The organism is Bacillus sp. FSL K6-2841 (genome assembly GCF_037976435.1).
In the GTDB taxonomy this organism is placed as follows: Bacteria; Bacillota; Bacilli; order Bacillales; family Bacillaceae; genus Bacillus; species Bacillus pumilus.
Map to the genome: position 1 here is coordinate 786,650 of NZ_CP150266.1, position 24,576 is coordinate 811,225.

Here is a 24,576-nt window from a genome sequence, read left to right on the forward strand (position 1 = left end):
ATCCATGTTCTTTTAAGCCATGAGTGCGGACACATATTCACCACCATCACTGCGCTTCCTGAGTCGATTTGGGTGCAGCGATGAATAGGGGGGAGACAAATGAATAAGTTTGTAGATGAATTACAATCAATGATTCATCATTTTACCTTTCAAGAAAAAAACTATTTGCTCGTGGGACCAGTGAACCTGCCGATCTCCATTCAACATGAAGAAGTGTCATTTAAGTGGTATGCCTTCGCACCTGTTGAAGGGGAGACAAAACCAACGATTGAATCTATTGTCCAAATGAGTACCGCGCAGCAAACCTTTTCCTCTTGTCTCTTATTTGGCGACTTTGAAAATGAAATGCCGCCGCTTGTGCGAATTCATAGTGTCTGCCAAACAGGGGATGTGTTTGGGTCACTGAAATGTGACTGCGGTCCACAGCTTGCGTTATCGCTGAAAAAAATCACCGATTACGGAAAAGGCATGCTTGTCTATATGGCCAATCAAGAAGGGCGGTCAATTGGGCTGATGGCGAAAGCATTGACGTATAAATTACAGGAAATGCAGCTGGATACGTTTGAAGCCAACCGCCTGATTGGATGCGGCGATGATGACCGGCATTACGAGGAGGCAGCGGCTGTTCTGCACTATTTAAACAAAGGGAAACCAATGCATCTCCTAACGAACAATCCAGATAAAGTCGATTCCATTGCTGCCTACGGTCTTCCTGTTTTGCGGTTTGATCATACGGTCGAAGCCTCTCTCTATAATGAAGCCTATTTAAAAGCAAAAGCAGCCTCAGGGCATATGGTCGATGAGAAAAAATTAATTAATCAGTAGATGAGTTTACTTTAAAGAAGGCGGGAGAAAAGCGTGAAACCTGAAATCAATTGGATTCAAATCCCAAGCGGCTATGCAACAATCGGAAGTAATGAAGAAGATATGAAAAAGGCATCAGAATTCTGGAAGGACAAGCTTCTCAATCCAACTTACGGTCGTGAGAAAAAATTTCAAAAATGGCTGTACAAAGAATTTCCATCCTATCAGCCGTATATCAATGAATTTTTCATTTCAGATACAGTCGTCACTAATGAATGGTATCAAAGTTATTGTGATGAAACAGGCCAGTCGTACCCTGAGAGCTTAACGAATCAAGAACTTGGCGGCGGGAAAGATCATCCGGCTTGGGGCATGGAGATCGAGGAAGCCTTCTCATTCTGCCAGTGGCTAAGCGGGAAACTCGGGATAGACGTGTCGCTTCCTACTGAAGAAGAATGGGAATATGCTGCCCGGGGTAACACGAGAAATCAATATCCTTGGGGAGATGAGTTTGACTCTTCTTACTGTAATACGTACGAATCAAATATTGAAAAAACGACACCTGTCCGCCATTACGAAAAGGGAAGATCCTTATTCGGACTTTATGATATGGGGGGCAACGTCGAGGAATGGGTCAACAGCAAATATCATGTGTACGAAGGCGGCATTGAGGTTGTAGATGATTTAACGGAAACGCTTGGCAGTGATTACTACATTTTAAAAGGCGGCTCCTTTGCAAGAGGCGGAGATTTATGCAGAGTCGCCAGAAGACACGGGAAGCATCCAGACCCTGTTTTTCGATTTACTGGCTTTCGTGTAATGACTCGTCAAAAACAACATATAAAGGTGGGAGTGTAAAATTATGCATAGAGGACCAATTACATCTGTTTTATCAACTCAGCAGGACCAAATTGTTTACACTGGCGGCTATGACCGCTGTATTTATCAGTGGAACCGGGCGACAGGAGAAGGAACGTTTATTGGAAGTCATGAGCATATCATTAACTCTTTATCTCTTTCTGAAAACGGAAAGTACTTAGCCAGTGCTTCGTCAGACTACACCATTCAATTGTATGATACAGGCACACATACTCACATTCGCACCTTGTTTGGTCATGCGGATGATGTAGAAGCCGTTGCTTTTGCGAAGCAGGATACCTTGCTTGTCTCGGTGTCCAGAGATAGAAGATGCTTAGTCTGGGATATCGAAACAGGAGCCATTCTAAGAGAATTTCATGGACATAGCAAAGATGTATTAGCTGTATGGATACATGGCGATAAAGCTTATACAACAGGTGATGACGGCTACGTTCTTGTATGGCTGTATGATACAGGAGAAATTGTAGGGGAAATCGGTCCGTTTGATTATGAGCTGGACACAATCAGCGGCAGCAATCAAAAAGAAGTGTTCGCACTTGGCAGAGACGATGGTACCGTCATTATTTATGATGCGGTGACGTTACAGGAGAAAAAAATCATTAAAGCTCATTTACAGGGCGTCAAGCGGGTGAACTTTTCTCCAAGCGGCAATTACTTGCTGACAGCAGGCTATGACCATTTAATTAAGCTGTGGAATTACGAAACAGGGGATTTAGTCGATACGTTGCTGCCTCATAAATATCAGTGGGAGCGCTCGCTTGTCTGGACGGAAGATGAGAAATCTATCCTAGGAGCCAGCTTTGGAAAAACGTATTGTGAATGGTCTATTGAAAAGGGGAAAGTTGTATCAGATGAGGTCGAAATGGCGACACCATCTATTAATGATATTGCACTGACTGAGGCAGGAGATATTATCACAGCATCAGATGACGGAAAATTCAGAAAAAATGGGATTGAAATCACTAAATCGACAGGCGTTTTAACAAATGGAGTGGCTGTCGCTAGAGATGGAAGCTATTATGCGTGGGGAGATCATGCAAGTCAGGTGCATATTGTTCATGAATCATTACAGCAAATGGTTTCGTTTGATCTCAATACAGGACCGGTCAACAGTGTGTATTTCCACGAGGAGGACAGGCAATTTTATATTGGAACTTACGGCGGTTATGTCCATGTCATTTCGACAGAGCATTTAAAGGAAGTTGGCCGTTCCAAAGCACATGATTGTGCTGTGAAAGCATTAAAAGTAGAAGGGGATCATATCATCACAGCTGCGGTAGAAGGCACCATCTGTCTTTTAGATAAGAAGAGCTTGTCTTTAAAAGCCAAATATATCGGGGCGACAGAGCTGTTAAATGATGTATTCATTGATAGCAAAAGAGACCGTATTGCCATTGTCAGCCGTGACAAGAATGTGAGATTGTTTGATTTGCATACAGGAAGAATTTTAGACCAGCATAATGAACACCAGTATTCGATTAAATCGGTCTCTGTCACAGACTCTGGCTATATTGTGAGCGGAGATTATTGGGGCTATATCGTCGTGTGGAATCCAGAGCTAGGGGTCAATACCGGCCCAATTAGAATTGCTAAGAATGGGATAAGTGCCATTAGACAATTAGGCAATGATGTATACGCAAGCTCGTATGATGGTGGGATTTATCATATTCGAGAAGATGGCACGTATACCGAAGTACTGCGCTTATTTGAACAATTTCCAAAAGAAGTAATCTCTCATTAAGAAAAAGAATGTAAGCGGGGGATTCTCATGATAAGTGTTTGCAAGGAACATATGAAAAAAGGGCTAACTGTACTCAATTGTCCGCATGTGCTCCTCATTAATAAATATGAATGTCGCAAATGCTGTTTTTGTAAACAACGAGCATCATATAAACTTTTTTATTCCTTGCCTTACTATGATCGTTCTGAAAAGAAACGGATGGAAAAAATATGAGAATAGAACTCCTTCATTTCCTGAAGGAGTTCTTTCCCTTGAAAGAGAAGAAAGGAGACTCACATGAAAGACGATGTGTTTTATATGAAACTGGCGATTGCCAACGCAAAAGCAATGAAAGGGCAAACCTCCCCAAACCCGCTTGTCGGTGCCGTCATTGTACAGCAAGGTGAAATTGTTGGAATGGGTGCTCACATGAAGGCGGGTGAACCTCATGCTGAAATTCATGCGCTGCAAATGGCAGGAGAAAAGGCAGAAGGAGCTCATCTGTATGTCACGCTTGAACCTTGTTCGCATCATGGGAAAACGGGTCCTTGCACTGAAGCGATTATCAAAAGTGGTGTGAAACGAGTAGTCATTGCGATGCAAGATCCGAATCCGCTTGTAGCAGGCAAGGGAATGACCATGTTGAAACAAGCTGGAATCGAAGTAGAAGAAGGAATATGTAAACAGGAGGCAGAGCGCTTAAACGTGCCTTTTTTTCATTTCATTCAATCAGACCTTCCTTATGTCATATTAAAATCAGCGATTTCAATAGATGGGAAAATTGCAACGGCTGATCAAGAAAGCAAATGGATCACTGGAACAGAAGCGAGAACAGAAGTGCAGCAATTGCGCCAAGAAGCAGATGCTGTGATAACTGGTGTCGAAACGATTATTCAAGATGATGCGGGTCTTATTGTGAAAGATTCAATCATGACCCAGCCCATTCGTGTCATTTTAGATTCCACATTAAGGATTCCGCTTCATGCGAAATGTTTAACAGATCGTATGGCGGAAACCATTATTTGCACCTCGCATATGTATGATCAGAAAAAGTATGAACAGCTTATAGACAAAGGGCATCAAATTTATGTCACAAGCGGAGAGCGGCGGACGGATATTCACGAAGTGTTACGCATGCTGAAGGAACGTTCTGTCATGTCAGTTCTTGTTGAAGCAGGAGGGAATGTGAGTGCTTCCTTTTTAGAAGCATCACTTGTCAATGAAGCTGTCATTTATATGGCACCTTTATTAATCGGAGGCAAGAGTGCGCCTACTTTTTTTGAAGGAGATGGGGTAAAAAAACTAAAAGAGGCGATTCGTCCAGCAGATGTTAAATATAGTATGGTAGGAAAAGATATCAAAATAACAATGAAATTTCAATAAATAGAAGACCTTGTGCATCGAGCGCGAGGTCTTTTCAATATTTTTAATAAAAATAAAAATGTACATACACCTTTCCAAGGAACGATGAATACGATGGATGGGGGTGATTCCATGAGAAGATGTAGACAATGCGGAAAGACATATCCAACTCATTCGACAGACCACTACCAAAAAGGAAGCTGGTATGATGCGTATAAGGATGATGGCTGGGAATGTGATAGTTGTAAGAAAGGAAGATCAGGTAAGCCAGGAAAATCAGTGAAAAATCCTTGCTGCGGAAAAGATCCTTGTGTTTGTGTGATTCAAGGTCCGCCAGGCGGGAGAGGAAGAAGAGGTCCAGCAGGCCCAGCAGGTCCGGCGGGTGCAGTGGGTCCAGCGGGTCCAGCGGGTCCACCAGGAGCGACTGGAGCCACGGGTGTAGGCTTAACGGGCATCGTAGCATTTGATCCAGCGGTAGCCCCAACCTATCCAGTAGGTCAAGTCGTGACATTCGATGGGAGTACGTATGTGGTGAATTCAGCGCCGCCATTAGGGACGCCAGGTTCGTCACCAGATTATACCTTGTTAGCAGCAGCTGGTGAAACCGGAGCCACCGGCGCTACCGGTGCAACAGGAACCGGAGCAACCGGAGCCACGGGAGATACCGGAGCGACCGGAGTAACCGGCGCCACGGGAGATACCGGCGCTACCGGTGCAACAGGAACCGGAGCAACCGGCGCCACGGGAGATACCGGAGCGACCGGAGTAACCGGCGCCACGGGAGATACCGGCGCTACCGGTGCAACAGGAACCGGAGCAACCGGTGCCACGGGAGATACCGGAGCGACCGGAGTAACCGGCGCCACGGGAGATACCGGAGCGACCGGTGCAACAGGAACCGGAGCAACCGGAGCCACGGGAGATACCGGAGTAACCGGCGCCACGGGAGATACCGGAGCAACCGGAGCCACGGGAGATACCGGAGATACCGGAGCTACCGGCGCCACGGGAGATACCGGAGCAACTGGCGTCACAGGAGATACCGGTGCCACAGGAAATACCGGAGCGACTGGTGTTACAGGAGATACCGGAGCGACCGGAGTAACTGGTGCTACAGGAGTAACCGGAGCCACGGGAGATACCGGAGCTACCGGCGCCACCGGAGTAACAGGAGATACCGGAGCGACCGGAGTAACAGGAGCTACAGGAGATACCGGAGCGACCGGAGTAACAGGAGCTACAGGAGATACCGGAGCGACCGGAGTAACAGGAGCTACAGGAGATACCGGAGCGACCGGTGCCACAGGAGATACCGGAGTGACCGGTGCCACAGGAGATACCGGAGCGACCGGAGTAACGGGAGATACCGGAGCGACCGGAGTAACAGGAGCTACAGGAGATACCGGAGCGACCGGTGCCACAGGAGATACAGGAGCAACCGGAGTAACGGGAGATACAGGAGCAACCGGAGTAACGGGAGATACAGGAGCAACCGGAGTAACGGGAGATACAGGAGCAACCGGAGTAACGGGTGATACAGGTGCGACCGGAGTAACCGGAGATACAGGAGCAACCGGAGTAACTGGTGCAACAGGAGATACAGGAGCCACGGGAGTAACCGGAGCGACCGGAGCAACAGGAGATACAGGAGCGACCGGAGTAACCGGAGCAACCGGAGCAACTGGTGCAACCGGAGATACAGGAGCCACGGGAGCAACAGGAGCAACAGGAACAGGAGCCACCGGCGCCACAGGTCCAACAGGTGTGACAGGATCGAGTGCAATTATTCCATTTGCATCTGGTACGCCAGCTGTTTTAACCACAATCGCAGGCGGTCTTGTTGGAACATCTAGCTTGGTCGGATTTGGTAACTCAGCGACAGGTGTCAGTATTGTAGGCGGAATCATTGATTTAACCGGGGCAGCAGGAACATTACTAAACATGGCGTTTTCAGTGCCGAGAGATGGAACCATTACGTCATTTGCTGGCTATTTTAGTACGACAGCCGCGCTTTCTTTAGTTGGCACGAGTATTACTGTAACAGCTAGTCTGTTTGCTTCACCGACACCAGATAACAGTTTCACGCAAGTAGCGAGCGTCACATTGGCTCCAGCGTTAACCGGTATTTTAACGATAGGTGCTATTTCAAACGGCATTGCTACTGGTTTGAACGTACCAGTCACACCAGAAACAAGATTGCTCGTTGTCTTCTCTGCAACAGCTACAGGTCTATCATTAGTGAATACCGTTGCAGGCTATGCGAGTGCTGGTTTATCAATCACGTAATGAACACATTGGGATGACTCAATCATGAGTCGTCCTTTTTTGTATTGAATGAATTTTCTCTTAACTTAGTGAGAAAAAGTGATATGATTTTCTTAGAGTCTATTCGGGTGAATCTACATAAATTAGGGGTTGTGGCGGTGAGGATGGGCAAAAGGAAAGTCACTTTACAAACAAAAATTTTTGGGTTAATTATTGGGCTTTTGCTTGTTGTTATTGCCTTATTGACCATTTGTTTTGGTTTTTTGCAGACATCAGAAAGGCAGAGCCAAGCTGAACAGCTGGCAGTGCAAACTGCTAGAACGATTTCATATATGCCGCCTATTAAAACATCAGTGGCTACAGGAGATTCCCAAAACGAAGAGCAGGCTGTACTTGAGCAAATGAAGGAGCAAGTAAGAGCGCATGCTATTTTTATCACCAATCAAAAAGGAAAGGTTCTTTTTCATACAAATCATGAGGATGTAGGGAAAACCATCAGTGTGTCGGAAGGAAGAAGTACACTGCTATTTGGAGGAACCTCCATATCAACGGGTGATTCTGATGGTGAAACCGTTGTCAGAGGCAGTGCCCCAATTATGAAAGAAACAGGCAGTCATGAAGAAATTATTGGGACAGTCAGCGTCGAATTTTTAAAAAGAGATATCGACCAAGCGACAGCCCATCAACTATTCAAATTAAGTTATATTGCCCTTCTTGTTTTGCTGCCTGGGGTTTTTGGAGCCATTTTTTTAACAAGGAGTATTCGAAAAGATATATTAGGGCTTGAACCGCATGAAATTGCCTCATTATATCGAGAAAGAGAAGCGATGCTGCACGCGATTAAAGAGGGAATCATTGCATTTGACCGTAAAGGTGCAATTACAATGATGAATACGTCAGCTGAACAGATGCTGCGGGTCTCTTCAACGCTGCCTCTTCATATTGATCAAGTGTTGCCAAATGCCAATCTTCTATCCTATCTAAAGGTAGAGACGATTGAACCTAACATAGAATCAGTCGTCAATGATAAAACCTTTGTGTTAAATGTCAAAAAAGTGGTGCAGGACAATCGAGTATTTGGAGGAATTGTGAGCTTCAGGGAGAAGACCGAGCTGACGAAGCTCCTGAATACATTGACAGAGGTAAGCCAATATTCAGAAGACCTTAGAGCGCAAACACACGAATTTTCGAATAAACTGTACGCTATTTTGGGCTTGCTTGAGTTACAGCAAGTGGATGAAGCCATTGACTTAATTAAAGAAGAATATACTCTTCAAAATCGCCAGCATGATTTACTCATGAAGCAAATTCGCTCTCCGAAGATACAAGCCATTTTACTTGGGAAGTTAGGAAAGGCATCTGAGAAAAAAGTTCATTTTCACATTGATGAAAATAGTTCATTGGAGCCGCTCCCAGTCCATATGAGTTTATCTCACTTTATCACCATCATTGGCAATCTCGTAGACAATGCGTTTGAGGCCGTATTGAATCAGGAGAAAAGAGACGTAAGCCTGTTCATCACAGATATTGGATTTGATATTATCATAGAGGTGTCTGATTCAGGAGATGGTGTCAATGAAGGAGCCATTTCACAACTTTTCACAAGAGGACATTCATCAAAGGGAGAAGGGCGAGGCTATGGACTTGCCAATGTCAAAGAAGTGCTGGAGGAACTTGGGGGCTGGATTGAAGTTGCGAACCAAAAAGAAGGCGGTGCCATCTTCACTGTTTACATACCGAAAGGCACAAAGGGGGAATAGGTTGTGATGAAGGTACTCATTGCGGAGGATGATTTTCGAATTGCTGCGATTCATGAATCTTATATACAAAAGGTACAAGGCTTTCAAGTTGCCGGAAAGGCAAAAAGTGCAAAGGATATGTGGGAGGCACTTCAAAAAGAACAGGTGGATCTTATTTTACTTGATGTGTATATGCCTGATGAGCTAGGCACGAACCTTTTGCCGCTTTTAAGAGAGCGCCATCCTGATGTGGATGTGATCATTATCACAGCTGCAACGGAAACGATGCTGCTAAGAGACGCGCTTCATTATGGAGTGGTTCATTATTTAATCAAACCGGTGACGGTCCAAAAATTCACTCAGGTTTTAACCGAATATAAAGAGAAGAAAGAGTTAATCAATTCAAAAGATGAAGTCAATCAAACGATGATTGATCTGTTTTTTGGTCAGATGCAGGAAGAATCGCAACAAAAGGATGACCGAGACTTGCCAACAGGTATTAATTCACTGACTTTGGACAAAGTGAAAACATTAATGGAGGAAGAGTTTAGCGGAATTACAGCGGAAGAACTCGGAGAAAAAATGGGCGCATCACGTACAACAGCAAGACGATATGTAGAGTATCTTGTGACAACGGGAGAATGCCGGGCAGAGCTGGCATATGGAATCATTGGCAGACCAGAACGAAAATATTATCCTGCTAAAAAACAAGTGGAGTCATAAAAATGAAAAAAGGAATACTCCTTATCATCTTGGTCTGCCTTTGTACGACGCTCACCTTTAATGAAAAAACAGCAAGAGTTTCTTTCCTGGAGTACAGCCCATTATACATTGTGGTATCAGGTGTACCCGACGGCGGATTTGACCAAACGGCCCAAGTGATGAAAACCGTGCTAGAACAAGAAAAACTGGTGAAGCAGCCTGTGAATATTCTTTATCAAAGAGGCGGAACGGTTGATAAAGGATGGACATATATGATGGAGCGAGATGCCAATTATATTAGTTTAAATTCAAGCCTATTATTAAGCCGTAATTTACTGGGCAGCAGTAACGTGACCATGAATGATGTCACCCCGCTCGCCATTCTTGCTGAAGAGTGGCAGGTCGTTGCAGTTCCTGTTGACTCTCCTTTCTCAAATGGGAAGGAGTTATTACATGCACTAAAGAAGAAACCGGATTCCTTAAAAATCGGGTTTGCCCCAGACTTCGGTAATGATGATCAAATCTCATTCGCACGGGCTGCCGAAATGGCAGGAATTGATCCATACCGTATTCAGTTTTTGAAATTTGACAGTGCAGATGATTTATTTCAAGCACTCATTGACCATGAAGTAGATGCGGCAACCACGACGATTACGGAGGTTCGTCATGATTATGAAAAGAAAAGACTGAAGCTTGTCGCGACCACAACGAATCAGCGCTTAGATGGATTCAAAGACGTTCCCACTTGGAAAGAGCAAGGGATTCCGCTTATCTTCTCTCATTGGCGTGGTGTGATGGGGCCAAAGCAAATGAATCAGCACGACATTCGAGAATGGGATCAGCTTCTTTATCATATGACACAAACGAAGTCCTGGAAAAAGCAAATGAAGCAAAAAGGCTGGACAAGTCGTTATATGAACAGCAAAGAGGCAAAAATTTTTATGGAAGATCAATTAAGGCGATATGAGCAGTTTATCCAAGGGGAACAAGCGGTCGAGTAAGACCGCTTTTTTTCATGGAATTCATCAAAACCAAGGTTTGAACAAAATGAACAAAAAGCATTTATCGCTCGAAAAAGAATTAAAATTCATAATATTTACTTCAATTCAGGCGTCAGATATCATGACAGAAAGGGTTGGAAATGGGATACCAACATTTAATGAAAGCGTATACAACATAAGGGGTGAACAAAGTGTTAGCAATCTTAGGATTTCTTATGATGGTTGTATTTATGGTTTTGATTATGACGAAACGTATGTCTGTTTTAACGGCATTGGTATTAACACCAATTGCATTTGCTCTTATTGCAGGTTTTCATTTTACTGAAATTTCTGACATGATTGTCAAAGGTGTGCAGCAAGTTGCACCGACAGCGGTCATGATCATGTTTGCGATTTTGTACTTTGGCATTATGATTGATGCTGGTTTATTTGATCCGATGGTGGCGAAAATTTTAAACATTGTCAAAGGCGATCCTTTAAAAATTGTCGTTGGAACAGCTGTCCTGACCATGCTTGTTGCACTTGATGGTGATGGGACAACAACGTACATGATTACAACCACAGCGATGCTTCCATTATTTACGCTGCTTGGTATCCGTCCAATTATTTTAGCGGGGATTGCTGGAGTCGGCATGGGGATTATGAATACGATTCCATGGGGAGGAGCCACACCTAGAGCGGCAAGTGCACTTGGCGTTGATCCATCACTTTTATTTGGTCCGATGATTCCAGTCATTGGTGCAGGGGTTTTGAGCATGATTGTGGTGGCATACTTTCTTGGGAAGTCTGAAAGAAAGCGTCTTGGTGTCATTGAGCTCGAACAGCCGATTCATGCAAATGAAATGGCAGCGGCACTACAGGATGACATCAAGCGACCGAAACTTTGGTGGTTTAACCTAACGCTTACGTTGTTATTGGTACTCCTTCTCGTCTCAGGAAAGGTCAGCTTAACGGTCCTATTTGTTCTTGCTTTTTGTGTAGCAATTATCGTGAACTATCCGAACCTTGAACAGCAGCGTGAGCGGATTGCGGCTCATTCAACTAACGTCTTAGCGATTGCTTCCATGATCTTTGCAGCAGGCGTTTTTACAGGCATCTTAACTGGCACGAAAATGGTTGATGAAATGGCGATATCGATTGTTTCTGCCATTCCTGAGCAGCTTGGCGGCTTTATTCCAGTCATAGTGGCGTTAACGAGCGGGATATTTACGTTCTTTATGCCGAATGATGCATACTTTTACGGGGTCCTGCCGATCCTATCAGAAACAGCGGCAGCATATGGTGTTGATAAAATTGAAATCGCGAGAGCCTCTATTATTGGCCAGCCGATTCATATGTTAAGCCCACTTGTTCCATCCACTCATTTACTTGTTGGACTTGTTGGTGTATCACTGGATCAGCATCAGAAGTTTGGGATGAAATGGGCTGTGCTTGCAGTTGTTGCCATGACGGTCATGTCGGTACTCATTGGGGCCATCTCCATTTGGTAAATAAAAGAGTGTCTGCTACGTGAGCAGGCACTTTTTTAGTTCATATTGCCGAGTAGGCTCGATTCATTTGCCCTATACAATAAGCATGCCTGTTCCTCCAAAAGATATATTTTTGAAAAATACTGACACTTTTACTGTTTTTTTCTTTATAATGCAAATCAACGAAGGGAGAGGATAGCATGTCCAAACGAAAAGGCACGATTCTTTTTGCTGCTATATGTCTCATAGCAGGAAGTTTGTCGATGGTGAGCCCAGCTTCAGCTCATGCAGATACCCCTTATTATGGAAAAAATTATGAACAGCCAGCCCCAGTGAAGAAGCTATACCCTGAGCCTGACGAGACGTTCGATACCCCCGCATTTCAGAAAAAAGGAGAAGCCTTCACCACACAAGAAGAGCTTCAACAATTCTTACGTGACATTGTCCGCAAAAGTCCTTATGCTTCCCAGAAACAGATTGGAACATCTATTGAAGGACGGTCCATTCCAGCCCTCTACTTTACAAAGGATCGTCATATTTCTCCACTTTCAAAAAAGCCAACGATCTGGCTTCAAGCACAAATACACGGAAATGAACCGGCGTCCGGTGAATCGGCTCTCGTCATCGCAAAACGATTAGCAGGTGATGAAGGAGAGCGTATACTCAGCCATGTCAACGTCATTATTGTCCCAAGAATCAACCCTGATGGTTCTTATGCGTTTGACCGCAGGCTTGCAAACGGAATGGATGGGAACCGTGATCATATGACATTAGAATCTCCAGAGCTGACAGCCTTGCATCAAGAATTTAATCGATATGCACCAGAAGTGGTCATTGATGCCCACGAATACGATGTAGGACAAAAGCAGTTTGAGGATATCGGCTCAGCGGGTGCACTCAAATATCACGATTTATTGATCTTATCAGGGAAGAACTTGAATATTCCAGAAAGCATCCGGCTCACGTCAAATGAATTATACGTGAGCGGCGTCCGTGAAACGCTGACAAATCAAGGATTTTCAAATGATTTATATTATACAAGCACAAGAGGAAAGGATGGAAAGATCGATCTCTATGAAGGCGGAACGGATGCACGAATTGGCCGAAATGCCTTGGCGCTCTCGCCAGCACTATCCTTTCTTGTAGAAAGCAGAGGGATTGGAATTGGAAGAGAAGACTTTACCCGCCGCGTCGCAGCACAAGTCACCACTCATGAAAAAATCATTGAAACAACGGTGAAACATGCAAAGCAGGTGAAGCAGCAAATGGTGACGGAGCGTTTGAAGCTGGTGAAAAAAGGTCTCCAATCGAATGATGACGATCAAGTGGTCATTCAAGATGATTTCAAAGCGCCGGTGGAAGATTCGCTTGAAATGGTAGATATTGAAAAAGGACAGACCATCAATGTCCCTGTACGCTTTCACAGTGCGAGCGACGCTGTTCCTGTCATGTCGAGAGAGCGACCGACAGCCTATCTTGTTTTACCTGGGCATGAAGGGGTAGAACGGAAACTGCAGACCTTAGGGTTAAAAAGTGTCACATTACCTGCCAGTGTAAAAGTACCGGTACAAGCCTATCAAGTAACAAAACGAGACGAAAAGAGTCAAACAGATATTCAGCTTGAAACAGAACTCTTCCAAAAGAAACGTCAGCTGCCAAAAGGGACAAAGGTATATGTAACGGCGCAGCCGCAAACGAATTTGTTGTCACTTGCCCTTGAGCCAGAATCAAAAGACAGCTACATGTCATCTGGATTGATTGCTTCAAAAGTAGGCGATGAACTGCCAGTGTACCGGTTCTTGCTATCTAACAGGACGTTAGGTATTAAATAAAAAAGAGCTAAAATGATTTTAGCTCTCAACGTGTCCTATACTGCAAAGATTTTCTATCACGCTGAAAAAAAGACAAAGGGCTAAAATCAACATCAATTTAGCCCTTTGTCTACAATTTAGAAGCGGCACAGTGCGTGCTGCTTTTTATTTTCGTCCTGCTCTTATTTTATCAGTCAAACCTTCATATGGTGCTTCTGCGATAATGGTTTCGTCATTTACACCTGCATGATGAATATACGTAATGTCCGCAAATTCTGGAACAACATATTTCGGATATGTTTCGTACTTTTCACGAGATTCTTTCATGAGATCGATGTAGTCATTTTGATAGCAAACGGTGATATCTGGACGTTCATGCACCCATTTTGGGAAGAAGATGACGCCATGCATGCGTTTTTCTTCAGGCATAAAGTTCAGAGAGACGTCTGTCCCAGTTGGTTCTGTCCAAGAAACTTTGTAAACGCCTTTTGTCAGTTTCACAATGTTCACTTCTTGATCACGGACCCAGCGGCCTCCAACCATTCCGCTATGAATGCGGTAATCAATGGTGTGATCGTTTTTAATGTAAATCTCATATTCCCAGCCATTTTCATACGTATAAATCATATGAAGTCCAACGAATTGATCCATGTTTATTCCTTCTTTCATTAGAATGATGTTGTTTCAAACATGTCGTGATTTACATGTTTATTTTAAAGTCTATGGTATACTATTGTCAAAGAATAAGCGTTGGAGGCACATCATGAGAGTTTTGAAATATGCCATTCTTGGCTTACTAGATCAGTGTGAGCTGACTGGATACGATATTACTAAGCATTTTAAGGATTCCCTTGGACAGTTTTGGAGTGCGAAACATAGCCAAATTTACCCTGAGCTGAAACGGCTCACAGAAGAAGGGTTTATTGAATTTGATGTTCGTATACAAGGAAAGAAGCTGGAGAAGAAGGTCTATCAAATCACAGAGGCAGGGCAAGCAGCATTGCATCAGTGGTTAAGGACAAAAGACCCGATCCCAGAAACAACAAAGGATGAATTCATGCTCAAAACATTTTTCATCTCCTCCATGGACAAAAAAGAAGCGGCCGACCTGTTTACACATCAACTGCTAGAGCGCACGAAGAAAGTAGACATACTAAAGCAGAAGCTGCACGCGTTAATAGAGGATGATCCTGGTGCTGAATCGCTTCATTCAGCGCAATTTGGGCATTATTTAGTGCTGACAAGGGCAATTGAAAGGGAAAAAGGCTATGTCCGCTGGCTCGAGCAAACCCTTAAACGGATTAATTCATCCACGCTCTAAGGACAATGGTCGGATGATATGATAAAAAATGGTTTGAAACTAGTGAATTTATAAATAGAAACCGCTACAATGGATATATTCGTATTAAAGTGAGGCGAGTATGTTTGAATAATCAAGAAGCGTTGTGGAATGAAGCAGAAGCTTTTATTTCTGTATGCTATGAAGAATTAGGCAAGACAAATGAAGAGAAAGCAGCAAGGCTGCATGAAATAAAACAAGAAATTGACTCTAAAGGGACGTATACTCACACACAAGAGGAATTGGCGCACGGGGCGAAAATGGCATGGCGCAACAGCAACCGCTGTATTGGCCGTTTATTTTGGTCCACCCTGCATGTTCACGACTGCCGTCATGTGAAGACAGAAGAAGAGGTGAAAGAGGCACTCTTTCATCATATTGAGTATGCGACAAATGATGGGAAAATCAAACCATCTATTACGATCTTTCCTCCAGAAAATGATTCGCAAAAGGAAGTCATCATTTACAATCATCAGCTCGTTCGTTATGCAGGCTATGAGACAGAGTACGGCATCATCGGCGACGAGGCTTCTCTTGAATTAACAAAATTGTGTGAAGCCCATGGCTGGAAAGGGGAAGGTACGCATTTTGATATCCTGCCTCTCATGTTTCAGCTAAAGGATCAACCGCCAGTTCTGTATGAGCTTCCGAAGGAAATCGTTCAAGAAGTCGAGATCACCCATCCGGAATATGAAGGATTTCGTGATTTAGGACTGAAATGGTACGCCGTTCCGATTATTGCTGATATGAAATTGGAGATTGGCGGTATTCATTACAATGCAGCGCCGTTTAATGGCTGGTATATGGGCACAGAGATTGGCGCACGTAACTTAGCCGATGAAAATCGCTACAATATGCTGAAAAAAGTCGCTTCGATTTTAGGACTGGACACGACTAAGAATGCGTCGCTTTGGAAGGACAAAGCCATTGTGGAGTTGAATGTGGCGGTTCTTCATTCTTACAGGGAAGCAGGGGTGACCATTGTTGATCACCATACAGCAGCACATCAATTCAAGCAGTTCGAAAAGCAGGAAGAAAAGGCTGACCGTAAGCTGACTGGGGACTGGACTTGGCTGATTCCACCGGTCTCACCAGCTGCTACCCACATCTTCCACAAGCACTACGACAATACCATTGTGAAGCCGAATTATTTTTATCAGGAGAAGCCCTATCATGGAACAGAAAAAGCCTAGCGAAAGCTAGGTTTTTTTATGAAAACTTCATCCCTTGATACGAAAATCCTGATAATCAGCTAATTCAGTGAGCGGCTCCATCTGCATATCTGTGACCTTAGAAAAAGGGCTTCCTTTCCGGACAGTCTTTAAGAAATCAAGCACTTCCTGCTGCTCACCCTCTACCTTTAACTCGACATGCCCTTCATCTGTGTTGCGTACCCAGCCTTTTATCCCACGATTGACGGCTTCTCCTTGTACAAAATAGCGAAAGCCGACTCCCTGCACCCGTCCTGTAACAATGGCATGATAATGAATCAATGTCATCTCTCCTTTTTTCTCATCGTACCATAGCATGTAATTGATCTTCACGCATCGACTATGATTTCATTGTCTAACGATGTAAAATAATAGCGATGAGACAATCAAAGGAGATGGTGATCGTGGGACAGAAGAAATACGACATAGCTGGAATCCAAGTGGGACAGCCCATCACGACCTATGCAAACGGAAAAGAAATCAAAACAGCCATCAACAAAAAGCGAATACATGAGCCTGTCTATTTGAATAAGGTCAATTTTGAGGGAGATGGTCAAGGTGATTTGGTTCATCATGGAGGATATGATAAAGCCGTCTGCGTCTTTCCATACGATCATTATGCTTATTTTGAGCAGTTCTTAGGGGTTCCGTTACAGGAAGCTGCCTTCGGTGAGAATGTGACCGTGCATCAACTAGTGGAAACAAAAGTGCGGATTGGCGATGTATTTCAGCTTGGAGAAGCACTTGTTGAAGTGAGTCAGCCTAGACAGCCGTGTGTGAAACTATCTTTTAAGCATGGCAACATGAAGCTTGTAAAGGAAGTGCAGCAAACAGGGTATACCGGTTTTTATTTACGGGTGCTGAAGGAGGGCTTAGTGCCAGCTGATGCTTCTCTTGTATTAGTAGAAAAAGCACCTCATCACATTACAGTCCATGAAGTGAACGAGGTCAAATATCGTCAAACAAGTCCAGAGAGGCTGAAAGCCGTTCTTGAAGTAGATGCCTTAGCAGATGTCGTGAGGAAGTCTTTAGAAAAACGAATTCAGCCCATTTAAAAAAAGCCGAACATCAGCTTAAGATGTACGGCTTTTCAGCGCTTATGAGCTAGGTTTCTTTTGCTCAAGAAGATTTGCAAGGAAATATGTTTTTAAGCTTTGAAGCTTTCTTCCTTCATGCTTGGTCACACCAAGCTTCTTTAATTCTTCGACATACCAGCCTTTGCTACCATAATGCATGATAGAAAACTCCTTTCAATTGAAACTGCCTGCATTGTAACATCTCAAAAAAGGACGTGAAAAGTGTGCAGGTATGAATAAATGAAAACTGATTCTATCTTCCTATGATCCATGTATATGCTGGAAATAAACATTTATGAATTTGGCGGGTTGAGGGTAACGATGATCATGCCGACCGTCATAATCATGATGACAATACCAAGGTAAGTCATCATGGATTGTTTTTTCTTAATACCTACAACCGTTAAGATAATACTTTCAATCAAAAAGATAACGCCGATGATGATGAACCACATATCAAATAAGACCCCTTTCGCATATCTTTGCCTATTTTACCACAGGCATTTTTGTTTAGTCGTGACAGATTCGTGAAAGGGAAATGAAAAACCCCTTCCAATGAAGAAGGGGGCAGCTTGCTTACAGCTTCGTTAATATAATCGGTTCGTCTTTTGTAATCACAATGGTATGTTCAATCTGTGCGACTAGGCTTTTATCTGGTGTTTTAAAGGTCCAGCCGTCATCAGCCTGATAAATCGATTCAGCATTTGTTGAAATAAAAGGTTCAAAGGCGATCACAGTGCCATTCTTAAACAAAGCATTATCGAATGGATCATAATAGTTCAAAATATGGTTAGGTGCCTCGTGTAGACTTTTCCCAATGCCATGTCCTGTCAGGTTTTTAATGACAGTAAATCCTTGTTCTTTTGCTGTATTGTAGACTGCACGGCCAATTTGGTTTTGTCTCTTGCCGGCTTTTGCATGCTTTAAGCCTTCAAGGAATGCATCCTCTGCACACTGGCATAATGCCTCAAGGCGAGCATCACCTGTACCTAATACGAATGAAATACCGGTATCGGAATAATAGCCGTCCAGCTCTGCTGAGATATCAATATTAATGAGGTCACCCTCTTGTAAAATGGTTTTTTCACTTGGAATACCGTGAGCAACTTCATCGTTCACGCTGATACAAGTCGTCCCAGGGAAGTCATATTCCTTTTCAGGCGCTGAATTGGCCCCATGTTCCTCTAATATTTTTTTCCCAATTAAATCTAGTTCTTTTGTAGACATGCCTGGTTTCGCTTGGCTTTTCATTTCTTCTCTTGCCAAAGCGACAATTCGGCCGACTTTTTTTAAGGCTTCTAACTCATGATCATGTTTGACAATCACTGTTCATTCCCGCTTTCTATAACTTCATTCTATTCAATAGCTTACCACATTTTACGCAAAAAGAGTAAAGAGCGGAATTCAAACGAATGTGGACAAATTGGTATAGATAACTAGATGTGCATATGATATATTTTTTATGAGCATCATGAACGATACGATTAGGTCATGATGATGACAAAGGGGGAGAAGGCAGATGGTGTTTCAGTTTTTTCAAAAGCTAGGCAAATCTTTTATGCTTCCAATCGCTGTACTTCCAGCAGCAGGGATTATTTTGGCTATTGGGCGGGAGGATGTATTCGATATCCCGTTTATTCACGCGGCTGGAAATGCCATTTTTGCAAACTTGGCTTTAATTTTTGCAATGGGGATAGCGATCGGCATCGCAAAGGATGGTAACGGGGCAGCGGCATTATCAGGTGCGATCTCTTATTTTATTTTATCAGCTGGTACAACATCGATTAATTCAACGAACAATATGGGGGTATTGGGTGGTATTTTATGCGGGCTATTGGCAGGTTATGTGTACAATCGCTTCAAGGATACGAAGCTGCCAGAATACTTAGGTTTCTTTAGCGGAAGACGGCTTGTGCCGATTATGACTGCACTTTTCACTATTTTATTAGCAGCCGTTTTCGGATTTGTATGGCCTCCGATTCAAAGCGGGATCAATGGTTTAGGAGAATGGATTTTAAGTCTTGGTGCAACGGGTGCAGGGCTATTTGGATTCTTTAACCGTTTGCTCATTCCATTAGGGCTTCATCATGTGCTGAATAACTTATTTTGGTTTCAATTCGGGGAATTCAGCGGAGCAACAGGGGATTTAGCACGATTCTTTAAAGGAGATCCAAGCGCGGGTGTCTTTATGACGGGTTTCTTCCCAGTGATGATGTTCGGTCTGCCAGCAGCATGTCTAGCCATGATTGTGACCGCAAAGCCTGAAAAGCGAAAGGCAACGGCTGGTTTGATGATTGGGATGGCGCTGACGTCATTTATTACAGGGATCACTGAACCAATTGAATTTTCATTTATGTTTTTATCTCCACTCTTATATGGTGTCCATGCTGTACTAACGGGTCTTTCGCTCTTTATTGTGAACATTCTCGGGATTCATAGCGGCTTTGCTTTTTCAGCAGGAGCGATTGATTATGTTTTAAGTTTTGGCATTGCACAAAAGCCACTCATGCTGCTTGGCGTTGGGGTGCTTTATGGCATTCTGTACTTTGTTGTTTTCTATTTCCTCATTAAACTGTTAAAGCTTAAAACACCGGGCAGGGAAGATGATGAGATTGAAGATGTTGCAGCCGATGATACGAAGACAGAAGGGGCAAGTATTCTTCTAGAGGGACTTGGCGGCAAAGACAATATCACTACGATTGATCATTGTGCCACTCGTCTGCGTCTAACAGTAGAAGATACCCATTTATTAAATGAAGGCACATTGAAAAAAGCAGGTGCCAAAGGGGTACTGACTTCAGGAAAAAACTCCGTACAAATCATCATTGGAACGAATGTAGAATTTGTCGCAGATGATCTTCGCAAGGAAGTCGATGGGGATTAAAAAAAGCGTTCAGCCAGGTCAAATGGGCTGAACGTTTTTTTATTTGCGCTGTTCGATGACGAGCACAATACTGATGACAACAAGTAAAAACCAAGAACTGATTTTCCCAAGATGGACGAGAGACCAAGCATGCTGTTGATTTGGATACTGCCATGCCCCTAAAAAGGTGGTGACATTTTCGGCAATCCAAATAAAGAAACCAATCAGCAAGTATGAGACGACAAGTGGCATTCGAAAAGTAGAAGAACCAACCTGAAACGAGACGGACGTTTTTCGAAATACGACAACAAGCAGTAATGTCAGCCACCATCTCAGGTCATAGAACCAATGATGTGTAAAAAAATTGAGATAAATACACAAACTGATCCCGATCGAAAGAAACGGATGAGGCCATGAGCTAACCTGCACACGAAGCCGGGACAGTGCCTGATAAATATAGCTTGCTACACTTGCATACATAAATCCGCTATAGAGCGGAACCCCAAAGACCTTCGAATATGCTTCTTCAGGATAGGACCAAGAACCCATATGAACTTTATACATTTCTAAGGCAATACCTATCAGGTGAAATAGACAGATCACCTTCAATTCATTCAATGTCTCCAGCCGAAGCGTCAGCATGAGAATTTGAGCAAGAAGGCAAAGCAGTAGAATAAAATCATACCGGTGTAGATAAGGAATCGTCACCACCTTTGATAGAGCAAGCGCCGCAAAGATCATGACGGGGAATAGACACGACACCGCCTGTAAGTAAGCAAAATGGAATAATGTTTTCATACAAAATGAAACCTCTTTTCTTTGTCTGAAATGACTAAGACGGATTTAGCAAGGAAAAAGTTATCTCAACTAGATATTCATGAACAATTTGTGAATACATATGTGAAAAAGATCACAAATTAGTTTTAACGTAGTATAATAAGATCATAAAGAAAATGTGAAAAAATTCACATAAATTAAAGGGAGGCATCATCATGTTTACAAAATTCTTACAAACGAATGTATGGGCAGCGGTTATCCTTTTGGCAGCAAGACTTTATATCGGTTGGACTTGGCTCACATCTGGTATAGGAAAACTAACAGGCGGATTCGATGCATCAGGATATTTACAATTTGCGATAGCTGAACCTGTTGTCAAAGATGGACATCTCGTGTATCCGTTCTATGTATGGTTTTTAGAAAATGTCGCTTTGCCGAATGCTGGACTATTCAGTGCCATGGTCATGTGGGGAGAAATTTTAGTAGGTCTAGGATTAATTGTTGGATTATTCACAACAACTGCAGCCTTTTTCGGAAGCATGATGAATGTCTCTTTCTTACTAGCTGGTACCGTCTCTGTCAACCCGCTTCTTCTAGTCATTGCTATCGTCATCATGGCTGCGAAAGGAAATGCTGGCAAATTTGGACTTGATTATGTCGCAGGACCAGTCTTGAAACGAAAAATGAAAAGAAAGCCGCATTTAGAAGTGGCTTCATAATAAAGAAAAAGCATCCTCAGCTTCTGCTCAGGATGCTTTTTTTATTTAGGCATCAGCTTTCACCAGGTTAATATGCAGGACGGTGAGCTTCTGCTGATTTATATCTGGGTCATGGCCGACGATAAATTCCAGCTCATAATCTCCAGTACGATATACGTATTTTTTCTCTTTTGTCTGTGGGATGGTGCTGACCGAATCCGCTTGTCCAAGTTGTTTCTTTAATAGGGAAGGGGTCATTCCGCCGATATTCGTTTCTTTTTCTACATTTGTTCCGAAATAACGGATTTCGTCAATTTTGCCTTTTGCATCATAATGAAAAGCAAATCCCGGATTCCCCATTTCAGCATGATACAAATCAAAGCTGCTTTGACCTGTTTCCGGGTATGGATTTCCTAGTTTATGATGGACATCTTTCTTTGTTTGAACACCAATTTTAAGACCTTTTGCATAATACGGCATTTGTCCTTTATGTGCCAGTTCATAAATGTTGTTTAAAGCGGTATTCGGACCTTGAGGAACGGATTGTTCGACTGCTGTTTTGGTCATAGCGTGTGCTGAGACTGCAGGACTGAATCCAATGAGGGCGGACGTAGCGAGTGAAGCAGTCATAACAAAAGCGGTTGTTTTCTTCATGATAAAATCCCTCCTTCTTCTTTCTATACCCGGTGCAATAGCAGTCAAACGTGAAAAGAACCAGCTGATCAGGGATCGGCTGGTTCTTAAAATGAGAAAGTTATTTTGATGAAGAGCTGGATTCATCTTTGGCGGAAGAGGAATCTTCTTCATCCTGTACTTTCTTTGTATAGTCATATTGATTGCGGTCAATCGGTGTAAAGCCTTTAGGCTTGTAGAAACGGAGTAAATCTTCGGTGACAATCTTATCAGATGTCTCAAGCATCTTTTTCACCGTTTCATTTTCTTGTGATGCCTTATCAGTCGGCTCGATTTTCTCGCCTGTTTTGTTGCTGTAATAGTTATTGCCTACTTTTGTGTAATCCTTAGAGACGAAGTCACCATTTCTAAATGGCACTAGCTCCTTGAAATTTTTCGATAAGATATCAGAACCAGACATTAAATAGTTCTTCGTATCATCGCCAAGCAGGTCCAGAAGGGTTGGTGCGACATCGACTTCACCAGAGTATTTATGAATCTGTCCGCCTTTTACTCCTGGTACATGAATAAAGAGCGGTACACGCATGAGCTGCGCATTTTCATAATCTCCGATTTTTTGTCCTGTCACTTTTTCCATCGCTTCATTGTGGTTTTCAGAAATGCCGTAATGGTCTCCGTACATAATGACGACTGTATTGTCATAGAGACCAGATTTTTTCAGGTCGTTGAAGAACTGTTCGATGGCTTCATCTAAATAATGAGCCGATTGGAAATAGTTGTCGACGACAGAGTCTCCGAAGTCGCCAGGTTCGAAATCGGTATCCCCTTCATCCATTCCAAATGGGAAATGGTTCGATAACGTAATGAATTTCGAATAAAACGGCTGCTTTAAGTTTTCAAGCATTGGCATAGATTCTTTGAAGAATGGTTTGTCTTTCAGCCCATAGTTCTTCGTATCTTGCTCATTCATATCGTAGTACTCAGAATCGTAAAATCTGTCATATCCAAATGACTTAAACATTTCATTACGGTTCCAGAAGGTTTTCGTATTGCCGTGGAATTCTGCTGACGTGTACTGATCCTTCTTCAGGATGCCAGGAATGGCTTGATACGTGTTTTGCGCTTTGTTAATAAAAACAGAGCCTTGTGATAATGGGAATAACCCAGTATCCATCATAAATTCAGCATCAGACGTCTTTCCTTGTCCTGTTTGATGGAAGAAGTTATCAAAGTAAAACGTTTTGTTGTCGTGTGCCAATGAATTAAGGAAAGGCGTCACTTCTTTTCCGTTTACTTTGTAATCAATGACAAAGTTTTGCAGAGATTCAAGAGAAATCGTAATCACGTTCATGCCTTTCGCTTTCCCGTAATAAGCCGGGTTAGGATCAGCGCTGTTCGCTTTTAAATAGTTCTCTACATCTGTCACGTCACTTGAATTTGCCAGAGCACGCTGGCTGTTTGATTTCACATTTTGAATGGCATCAAACACAGTAAAGTTATAAGCACCTAAATATTTCACTAAATAATTGCGGTCAAACGATCTTGATAAAAGCTCTGGACGATCAATCTCTGCAGCGACTAAATTCATCACAAAGATGACAACAGAGGACACAAGGACGAGTCTAAACGATTTTGACTTTTGAACAGGTACAGTAGCTGTACTTGTTTGCTGCTTTTTCATGCGGACTGCGAGTACGATCAAAATGATGGTATCCATAAAGTAAAACATATCAGTCCAACGCATGAGTGAAAATGCACTATCACCTAATTGTCCGCCATTCGTTCCTGCCTGCATCACGGTAGGCAGCGTGATAAAGTCATTGAAGAATCGATAGTACACGATGTTTGCGTATAGTAAAAAAGACATGAAAAAATGAATCACAATGATAGCGGCAGGCTGCCATTTTTTCTTGAACAATAAAGCAAAGCCAAGAAAGAACAAGCTGGAGCTAATAGGATTCACGAAAAGCAAAATATGCTGAAGCACATTTGATATACCAAGTTTAAATTCAATTAAATAGGCTGAATACGTTTTGAGCCAAAGTAAGATGGCTGCAATAACAAAGAAGCCGAGGCCTCGTTTTTGAATAAATGTTTTCATAAAAACACTCCTTTTCTCCGATACACGGAAGAGGCGGAACGAAAGAAAACGAACCATTAGAATATAACATGAAATGATCAAATAGAAAAGTGATAACTGGCGAAGAGTGTCTAGCAGCTCGTCCCC

At 43.0% G+C, this 24,576-nt stretch carries 23 protein-coding genes; 15 read left to right on the forward strand and 8 right to left on the reverse strand.

From position 1 onward, the window contains the following. The first annotated feature begins 99 nt into the window (after positions 1 to 99). The 10 genes from MHH68_RS03750 (at position 100) to MHH68_RS03795 (ending at position 13,773) form a co-directional block, all read left to right on the forward strand. Complete coding sequence (locus MHH68_RS03750) at positions 100 to 825, forward strand: GTP cyclohydrolase II (protein WP_058015455.1); 726 nt, start codon at positions 100 to 102, stop codon at positions 823 to 825. A gap of 33 nt (positions 826 to 858) precedes the next feature. Further along, a complete protein-coding gene (locus MHH68_RS03755; protein ID WP_144463032.1) occupies positions 859 to 1,662 on the forward strand; it encodes an SUMF1/EgtB/PvdO family nonheme iron enzyme in 804 nt (267 codons plus the stop codon). A 4-nt stretch (positions 1,663 to 1,666) separates the two neighbouring features. After that, the gene (locus MHH68_RS03760) at positions 1,667 to 3,424 is read left to right on the forward strand and encodes a WD40 repeat domain-containing protein (RefSeq protein ID WP_339165198.1); all 1,758 of its coding nucleotides are present in this window, start codon (positions 1,667 to 1,669) and stop codon (positions 3,422 to 3,424) included. 276 nt (positions 3,425 to 3,700) lie between these two features. Then, on the forward strand, positions 3,701 to 4,786 hold the full coding sequence (ribD, locus tag MHH68_RS03765) for a bifunctional diaminohydroxyphosphoribosylaminopyrimidine deaminase/5-amino-6-(5-phosphoribosylamino)uracil reductase RibD (RefSeq protein ID WP_268467398.1): 1,086 nt from the start codon (positions 3,701 to 3,703) through the stop codon (positions 4,784 to 4,786). Between the two features lie 111 nt (positions 4,787 to 4,897). After that, positions 4,898 to 7,051, forward strand: coding sequence for an exosporium glycoprotein BclB-related protein (locus MHH68_RS03770; protein ID WP_339165202.1), 2,154 nt, complete (start codon positions 4,898 to 4,900; stop codon positions 7,049 to 7,051). 143 nt (positions 7,052 to 7,194) lie between these two features. Next, positions 7,195 to 8,790 (forward strand): sensor histidine kinase, encoded by a 1,596-nt coding sequence (locus tag MHH68_RS03775; protein WP_058015705.1) that lies wholly within the window; start codon positions 7,195 to 7,197, stop codon positions 8,788 to 8,790. Between the two features lie 3 nt (positions 8,791 to 8,793). Beyond that, positions 8,794 to 9,492, forward strand: a complete 699-nt coding sequence (locus MHH68_RS03780) for a response regulator (RefSeq protein ID WP_339165204.1) — start codon at positions 8,794 to 8,796, stop codon at positions 9,490 to 9,492. 2 nt (positions 9,493 to 9,494) lie between these two features. Then, entirely contained in the window at positions 9,495 to 10,472 is a 978-nt protein-coding gene (locus MHH68_RS03785; protein ID WP_339165206.1) for a tripartite tricarboxylate transporter substrate-binding protein, read from the forward strand. 191 nt (positions 10,473 to 10,663) lie between these two features. Next, positions 10,664 to 11,962: a citrate:proton symporter gene (locus tag MHH68_RS03790; RefSeq protein ID WP_058015708.1), complete on the forward strand. Its 1,299-nt coding sequence runs from the start codon at positions 10,664 to 10,666 to the stop codon at positions 11,960 to 11,962. A gap of 179 nt (positions 11,963 to 12,141) precedes the next feature. Further along, a complete protein-coding gene (locus MHH68_RS03795) occupies positions 12,142 to 13,773 on the forward strand; it encodes a M14 family metallocarboxypeptidase (RefSeq protein ID WP_339165209.1) in 1,632 nt (543 codons plus the stop codon). Positions 13,774 to 13,917: 144 nt separating this feature from the next. On the opposite strand, the gene MHH68_RS03800 is transcribed toward MHH68_RS03795, so the two are convergent. Next, on the reverse strand, positions 13,918 to 14,403 hold the full coding sequence (locus MHH68_RS03800) for a phenolic acid decarboxylase (RefSeq protein ID WP_339165211.1): 486 nt from the start codon (positions 14,401 to 14,403) through the stop codon (positions 13,918 to 13,920). Between the two features lie 112 nt (positions 14,404 to 14,515). Between MHH68_RS03800 and MHH68_RS03805 the strand changes: the two genes are divergently transcribed. Both MHH68_RS03805 and MHH68_RS03810 read left to right on the forward strand, forming a co-directional pair. Further along, positions 14,516 to 15,073, forward strand: a complete 558-nt coding sequence (locus MHH68_RS03805) for a PadR family transcriptional regulator (RefSeq protein WP_339165213.1) — start codon at positions 14,516 to 14,518, stop codon at positions 15,071 to 15,073. Between the two features lie 104 nt (positions 15,074 to 15,177). Continuing rightward, positions 15,178 to 16,284 (forward strand): nitric oxide synthase oxygenase, encoded by a 1,107-nt coding sequence (locus MHH68_RS03810; RefSeq protein ID WP_169057322.1) that lies wholly within the window; start codon positions 15,178 to 15,180, stop codon positions 16,282 to 16,284. Positions 16,285 to 16,311: 27 nt separating this feature from the next. Here MHH68_RS03810 and MHH68_RS03815 read toward each other — a convergent pair whose 3' ends face one another. Further along, positions 16,312 to 16,584 (reverse strand): acylphosphatase, encoded by a 273-nt coding sequence (locus tag MHH68_RS03815; protein ID WP_339165215.1) that lies wholly within the window; start codon positions 16,582 to 16,584, stop codon positions 16,312 to 16,314. Between the two features lie 122 nt (positions 16,585 to 16,706). Here MHH68_RS03815 and MHH68_RS03820 point away from each other — a divergent pair, with 122 nt between their 5' ends. After that, on the forward strand, positions 16,707 to 17,357 hold the full coding sequence (locus MHH68_RS03820) for an MOSC domain-containing protein (protein ID WP_169057324.1): 651 nt from the start codon (positions 16,707 to 16,709) through the stop codon (positions 17,355 to 17,357). Between the two features lie 42 nt (positions 17,358 to 17,399). Here MHH68_RS03820 and MHH68_RS03825 read toward each other — a convergent pair whose 3' ends face one another. From MHH68_RS03825 to map, 3 genes are all read right to left on the reverse strand, one after another. Then, a complete protein-coding gene (locus MHH68_RS03825; protein WP_003214303.1) occupies positions 17,400 to 17,537 on the reverse strand; it encodes a YflJ family protein in 138 nt (45 codons plus the stop codon). A 134-nt stretch (positions 17,538 to 17,671) separates the two neighbouring features. After that, positions 17,672 to 17,833 (reverse strand): hypothetical protein, encoded by a 162-nt coding sequence (locus tag MHH68_RS03830; protein ID WP_003214360.1) that lies wholly within the window; start codon positions 17,831 to 17,833, stop codon positions 17,672 to 17,674. A gap of 121 nt (positions 17,834 to 17,954) precedes the next feature. Continuing rightward, positions 17,955 to 18,704 carry a type I methionyl aminopeptidase gene (map, locus tag MHH68_RS03835; RefSeq protein ID WP_008341769.1) on the reverse strand — a complete coding sequence of 250 codons (750 nt, stop codon included), beginning with the start codon at positions 18,702 to 18,704 and terminating at the stop codon, positions 17,955 to 17,957. Between the two features lie 193 nt (positions 18,705 to 18,897). Here map and nagE point away from each other — a divergent pair, with 193 nt between their 5' ends. Beyond that, positions 18,898 to 20,262, forward strand: coding sequence for an N-acetylglucosamine-specific PTS transporter subunit IIBC (gene nagE, locus MHH68_RS03840; protein WP_339165217.1), 1,365 nt, complete (start codon positions 18,898 to 18,900; stop codon positions 20,260 to 20,262). A gap of 39 nt (positions 20,263 to 20,301) precedes the next feature. On the opposite strand, the gene MHH68_RS03845 is transcribed toward nagE, so the two are convergent. Beyond that, a complete protein-coding gene (locus tag MHH68_RS03845; protein WP_339165219.1) occupies positions 20,302 to 21,039 on the reverse strand; it encodes a DUF817 domain-containing protein in 738 nt (245 codons plus the stop codon). 194 nt (positions 21,040 to 21,233) lie between these two features. Here MHH68_RS03845 and MHH68_RS03850 point away from each other — a divergent pair, with 194 nt between their 5' ends. Then, entirely contained in the window at positions 21,234 to 21,737 is a 504-nt protein-coding gene (locus MHH68_RS03850) for a DoxX family protein (protein ID WP_061407092.1), read from the forward strand. Positions 21,738 to 21,782: 45 nt separating this feature from the next. On the opposite strand, the gene MHH68_RS03855 is transcribed toward MHH68_RS03850, so the two are convergent. Both MHH68_RS03855 and MHH68_RS03860 read right to left on the reverse strand, forming a co-directional pair. Continuing rightward, complete coding sequence (locus tag MHH68_RS03855; RefSeq protein ID WP_061407094.1) at positions 21,783 to 22,370, reverse strand: YjgB family protein; 588 nt, start codon at positions 22,368 to 22,370, stop codon at positions 21,783 to 21,785. A 100-nt stretch (positions 22,371 to 22,470) separates the two neighbouring features. Then, positions 22,471 to 24,450 carry an LTA synthase family protein gene (locus MHH68_RS03860; RefSeq protein WP_339165221.1) on the reverse strand — a complete coding sequence of 660 codons (1,980 nt, stop codon included), beginning with the start codon at positions 24,448 to 24,450 and terminating at the stop codon, positions 22,471 to 22,473. Positions 24,451 to 24,576: the final 126 nt, after the last annotated feature.

What these genes read in the sequence shown, in the direction of transcription:
- MHH68_RS03750 (WP_058015455.1), top strand. Translation starts at nt 100, where the DNA reads ATGAATAAGTTTGTAGATGAATTACAATCAATGATTCATCATTTTACC.
- MHH68_RS03760 (WP_339165198.1), top strand. Translation starts at nt 1,667, where the DNA reads ATGCATAGAGGACCAATTACATCTGTTTTATCAACTCAGCAGGACCAA.
- ribD (WP_268467398.1), top strand. Translation starts at nt 3,701, where the DNA reads ATGAAAGACGATGTGTTTTATATGAAACTGGCGATTGCCAACGCAAAA.
- MHH68_RS03770 (WP_339165202.1), top strand. Translation starts at nt 4,898, where the DNA reads ATGAGAAGATGTAGACAATGCGGAAAGACATATCCAACTCATTCGACA.
- MHH68_RS03775 (WP_058015705.1), top strand. Translation starts at nt 7,195, where the DNA reads ATGGGCAAAAGGAAAGTCACTTTACAAACAAAAATTTTTGGGTTAATT.
- MHH68_RS03785 (WP_339165206.1), top strand. Translation starts at nt 9,495, where the DNA reads ATGAAAAAAGGAATACTCCTTATCATCTTGGTCTGCCTTTGTACGACG.
- MHH68_RS03795 (WP_339165209.1), top strand. Translation starts at nt 12,142, where the DNA reads ATGTCCAAACGAAAAGGCACGATTCTTTTTGCTGCTATATGTCTCATA.
- MHH68_RS03800 (WP_339165211.1), bottom strand. Translation starts at nt 14,403, where the DNA reads ATGGATCAATTCGTTGGACTTCATATGATTTATACGTATGAAAATGGC.
- MHH68_RS03805 (WP_339165213.1), top strand. Translation starts at nt 14,516, where the DNA reads ATGAGAGTTTTGAAATATGCCATTCTTGGCTTACTAGATCAGTGTGAG.
- MHH68_RS03825 (WP_003214303.1), bottom strand. Translation starts at nt 17,537, where the DNA reads ATGCATTATGGTAGCAAAGGCTGGTATGTCGAAGAATTAAAGAAGCTT.
- MHH68_RS03830 (WP_003214360.1), bottom strand. Translation starts at nt 17,833, where the DNA reads ATGTGGTTCATCATCATCGGCGTTATCTTTTTGATTGAAAGTATTATC.
- nagE (WP_339165217.1), top strand. Translation starts at nt 18,898, where the DNA reads ATGGTGTTTCAGTTTTTTCAAAAGCTAGGCAAATCTTTTATGCTTCCA.
- MHH68_RS03845 (WP_339165219.1), bottom strand. Translation starts at nt 21,039, where the DNA reads ATGAAAACATTATTCCATTTTGCTTACTTACAGGCGGTGTCGTGTCTA.
- MHH68_RS03850 (WP_061407092.1), top strand. Translation starts at nt 21,234, where the DNA reads ATGTTTACAAAATTCTTACAAACGAATGTATGGGCAGCGGTTATCCTT.
- MHH68_RS03855 (WP_061407094.1), bottom strand. Translation starts at nt 22,370, where the DNA reads ATGAAGAAAACAACCGCTTTTGTTATGACTGCTTCACTCGCTACGTCC.
- MHH68_RS03860 (WP_339165221.1), bottom strand. Translation starts at nt 24,450, where the DNA reads ATGAAAACATTTATTCAAAAACGAGGCCTCGGCTTCTTTGTTATTGCA.